Source organism: Streptomyces sp. NPDC002265 (genome assembly GCF_040296125.1).
Lineage (GTDB): Bacteria > Actinomycetota > Actinomycetes > Streptomycetales > Streptomycetaceae > Streptomyces.
Map to the genome: position 1 here is coordinate 1 of NZ_JBEOWS010000554.1, position 4,061 is coordinate 4,061.

At 72.9% G+C, this 4,061-nt stretch carries 3 protein-coding genes; 2 read left to right on the forward strand and 1 reads right to left on the reverse strand.

Features of this window, described 5'->3' with window-relative positions:
- The first annotated feature begins 131 nt into the window (after positions 1–131).
- Together ABT085_RS44615 and fdhA are read left to right on the forward strand one after the other, a co-directional pair.
- Positions 132–1,322 carry an amidase gene (locus tag ABT085_RS44615; RefSeq protein ID WP_351622445.1) on the forward strand — a complete coding sequence of 397 codons (1,191 nt, stop codon included), beginning with the start codon at positions 132–134 and terminating at the stop codon, positions 1,320–1,322.
- A 207-nt stretch (positions 1,323–1,529) separates the two neighbouring features.
- The gene (gene fdhA / locus ABT085_RS44620; protein ID WP_351622448.1) at positions 1,530–2,762 is read left to right on the forward strand and encodes a formaldehyde dehydrogenase, glutathione-independent; all 1,233 of its coding nucleotides are present in this window, start codon (positions 1,530–1,532) and stop codon (positions 2,760–2,762) included.
- Positions 2,763–2,797: 35 nt separating this feature from the next.
- Here the strand turns inward: fdhA and ABT085_RS44625 are convergent.
- Positions 2,798–4,061 (reverse strand): amidase (locus ABT085_RS44625; RefSeq protein ID WP_351622451.1); only part of this gene is annotated, 1,264 nt, incomplete at its 5' end.

Here is a 4,061-nt window from a genome sequence, read left to right on the forward strand (position 1 = left end):
ACGTGGGTCATGTGGGGTGCTTCACCGGTTCCGCGACACTGCGCGCACAGGAGCTCACGGAGCGGTCGGTATGAATGTGACCGCGGTCTCGAAGGCGGCCCCGGCTTCGGGCGTCGATCGGAGGACGGACCTTGATCAGCACAGCCGAGTACGCGGCCCTGTCCGCATCGGACATCGCGCGGCACGTCGGCCGAGGTGAGCTGTCGGCGCGCGAGGTCGTCACGGCCGCGTTGGCGCGGATCATGGAACGTGACGATGCCGTACGGGCCTTCACCGACGTCTGGGAGGAGCAAGCCCTCGCCCGGGCCGCGGAGCTGGACGCCCGGCTCGCTCGTGGCGCCGTACTGCCGCTGGCGGGCGTGCCGATCGGCGTCAAGGCAACAGAGGGCGCCGACTCCTTCCAGAACCGGCGCTTGGCCGAGGCCGGGTGCGTGCCGGTCGGCGCCACCTCGGTACCGCGCACCCGGCAGGGCTGGCAGACCTACGGGCACACCGACCGCGGTCCCACCCTCAACCCGCTCGATCCGGCCTGGTCGCCCGGCGGATCGTCGGCCGGGTCCGCGGCCGCCGTCGCCGCCGGCCTCGTACCCATGGCCAGTGGTTCGGACGGCGCCGGCTCGGTACGGATTCCCGCCGCGTGGTGCGGGGTCACCGGCTTCAAGCCCACAAACGGGCTGCTGCCCTCCCGCGACCGGGCCGGTCTGAACTCGCCGGGTGTGCTGGTCCGGAGTCCGCTGGACGCCGCCGCCTATCTGGACGCGGTCGCCTCCGTACGGACCGCCCCGGCGGAGCCGGCGGCGCCGCCGACTGCCGCCTGGTCGGCCACCCTGGGGTACGCCGACACCGATTCCGCCGTCGCCGCCGTGGCTCGTCGCGCCGTACGGATCCTTGCCGACCAGGGAGTTCTCGCGGTGCCGGCGGACCGGCCGCTGACGCTCGACGATCCCGCCCCGGCCTGGACGGCCCTGCGGGCGGGCGGCACGCTGTCAGCGGACGTGGCCCCTGCCGTCGCGGACAACGCCGCACGTCTGCGGGACTGTTTCGCCCGCGCCGACCTTCTCCTCACGCCCACCACACCCCACCCGCCGCACGGCCACGACGGCCCCGGAGCGCGGATGAGTGTGGCACTGACCTGGGCTTTCAACATCACGGGACACCCCGCGCTCAGCCTGCCCGCAGGACGGACCGCGCGCGGCGAACCGGTCGGTCTGCAACTGGTCGCGCCCCATGGCGCCGACGCCCGGCTCCTGGACGTGGCCGCCCGTGCCGCACGTGCCCTGTCGGCCTGCGCGGCAGCTCAGGGCGGGGGACGCGCGACGTAGGCTGGAGACCGAGGCTCTGAGAGGTCGCCCTCTTCAGGGACGGCACCCGCACGGAGGGTGGCCGGAACGCGCGGTCGACAGCAGCACCCCCCTGACCTGCGCACGGCCGTCGGCATCCGCGGACACGGGGCCGAGGAGACGGAGCCGAAGAGACGGAGCCGAAGAGACGGGGCCGGAGAGACGGGGCCGGAGGGACGGCGATCACGCATGGGCGACAACGGAAACCGGGGAGTGGCGTATCTCAAGCCGGGTGCGGTCGAGGTCAGGACCATCGACTACCCGACGCTGGAACTCCAGGACGGGCCGGGGGTGGCGCCCGAGAACATCGGCCGGGTGTGCCGCCACGGGGTCATTCTCAAGGTGCTCGCCAGCAACATCTGCGGCAGCGACCAGCACATGGTGCGAGGGCGCACGACGGCGCCCGAGGGGCTGGTCCTCGGGCACGAGATCACCGGAGAGGTGGTGGAGCGGGGTCCGGACGTCGAGTTCATCGCGGTCGGGGATCTCGTCTCGGTGCCGTTCAACATCGCCTGCGGTCGGTGCCGCAACTGCAAGGAACGCAAGACCGGCATCTGCCTGAACGTCAATCCGGCCCGGCCGGGGGCGGCCTACGGCTATGTGGACATGGGCGGCTGGGTCGGCGGTCAGGCCGAGTACGTGATGGTCCCGTACGCGGACTTCAACCTGCTGAAGTTCCCCGACCCCGACCAGGCACGCGAGAAGCTCCTCGATCTGACCATGCTGTCGGACATCTTCCCGACCGGCTTCCACGGTGCCTGCACCGCGGGCGCGGGCGTCGGGTCCACGGTGTACGTCGCCGGAGCGGGGCCCGTGGGCCTGGCCGCCGCCGCGGCGGCACAGCTGCTGGGTGCGGCCGTCGTCATCGTCGGGGACCTCAACACCGAACGCCTGGCCCAGGCAAGGAGTTTCGGCTGCGAGACCGTCGACGTCGCCGGCGGCAGCGTGGCGGACCAGATCGAGCAGATCCTGGGCGAACCCGAGGTCGACGCGGCCGTCGACGCGGTCGGCTTCGAGGCGCGGGGACACGGCAAGGACGCCGAGGAGGCGCCCGCGACCGTCCTGAACTCGCTGATGAGCATCACCCGCGCGGGCGGCGCCCTCGGAATTCCCGGACTGTACGTCACGGACGACCCCGGCGGCGTCGACGAGGACGCCCGGACCGGGACGCTGAAGGTACGGCTCGGGCTGGGCTGGGCGAGGAGTCACGCCTTCACCATGGGACAGTGCCCGGTGATGCGCTATCACCGAGGGCTGATGAAGGCGATCCTGCACGAGCGGGTGCACATCGCCAAGGCGGTGAACGCGACCGTGATCGGTCTGGCGGACGCCCCTCGTGGCTACGCCGAGTTCGATCAGGGCGCCAGCCGCAAGTACGTCCTCGACCCGCACGGCGCGCTGGCCGGGGTACAGCCCGTCTGACCGGTATCGCGCCGCCCCGGCCACGGCCTTCGTGCTCAGCCGACGGGCGGGCGGCGATCGGTCCAGGGGCGGGCGAGTTCGAGGGTGCGGGACACCTGGAGCAGGAGGTCCTCCCGCCACGGCGCGGCGACGATCTGCACGCCGACGGGCAGCCCGGTGTCTGCGTCGTGATGGACGGGCACCGAGATCGCCGGCTGGCCGGTCACGTTGAAGACCGACGTGAACACCCCCAACGGGTAACTGTTCAGCAGGGCCGCCAGGGGATGGTCGTCGGTGCCTGCCCGCCAGGCGCCGACGCGCGGCGGCAGGCACGCCATCGTCGGCGTGACCAGCAGGTCGAAGCCGGCGAGGAAGCCCTCGACGATGCGTCGCGACAACTGCTGGGCCCTGCGCACCCCTTCCGTGTAGGCCCAGGAGTCGACGGCTCGTGCCGCGGCCCGCAGGGCACGACTGTGGGGCTCGACCCGGTCCGGATCCACGAGCGGGACGCCGCTGCCGCCGACGTTCCAGATGGTCATGAACGCCGCCACCAGTTCGTCGGCCGGGGGCAGCGGGAGGGGGGTGTCGACGACGTGGTGACCGGCCGACTCCAGCGTGCGCAGGGTGACGGCGACGGCCTCGGTACACGCCGGGTCCACGGCGATCCCCGCGATCGGAGTGTCGGTGAGCACACCGATCCGCAGCCCTGTCGGCGGGTCCGTCCTCAGCACGGAGGCGAAGGATCTCCGCGGGTCGGGCGGTGACCACCACAGGCCGGGATCGTGGCGCGCGAGCACATCGAGGGCGGCCGCGGTGTCCGCCACCGTGCGGGTGAGCACACCGCTGGTGCCCAGCCCCTCCGCGCCGACGGTCGCGTTGCCGACCAGACCGCGGGTGGGTTTCAGCCCGACGAGCCCGTTGCACGACGCCGGGATACGGATCGACCCGCCACCGTCCTCGGCATGGGCGATCGGCGCCATCCCGGCGGCGACGGCGACACCCGCTCCGCTCGACGACCCGCCCGGCGTGCGGTCCGGGTCCCACGGGTTGCGCGAGACGCCGAGGGTCTCGTTCTCGGTGAAGGGCAGGGCGCCGAACTCGGAGGTGGTGGTCTTCCCGAGCAGGACGAACCCGGCGTCCACCAGCCGTCGTACGACCGGGTCCGATGCCGTGGCCGGTGCCCGCCCGGTGCCGGCGGAGCCATGGGTGGTGGGCCAGCCCATGACGTCCACCAGGTCCTTGACCGGCAGCGGAACGCCGTGGAACGGCGGGAGGTCGTCGGCCGACGCGGCCCGCGCCACCGCCACGGCCCCGACGGCC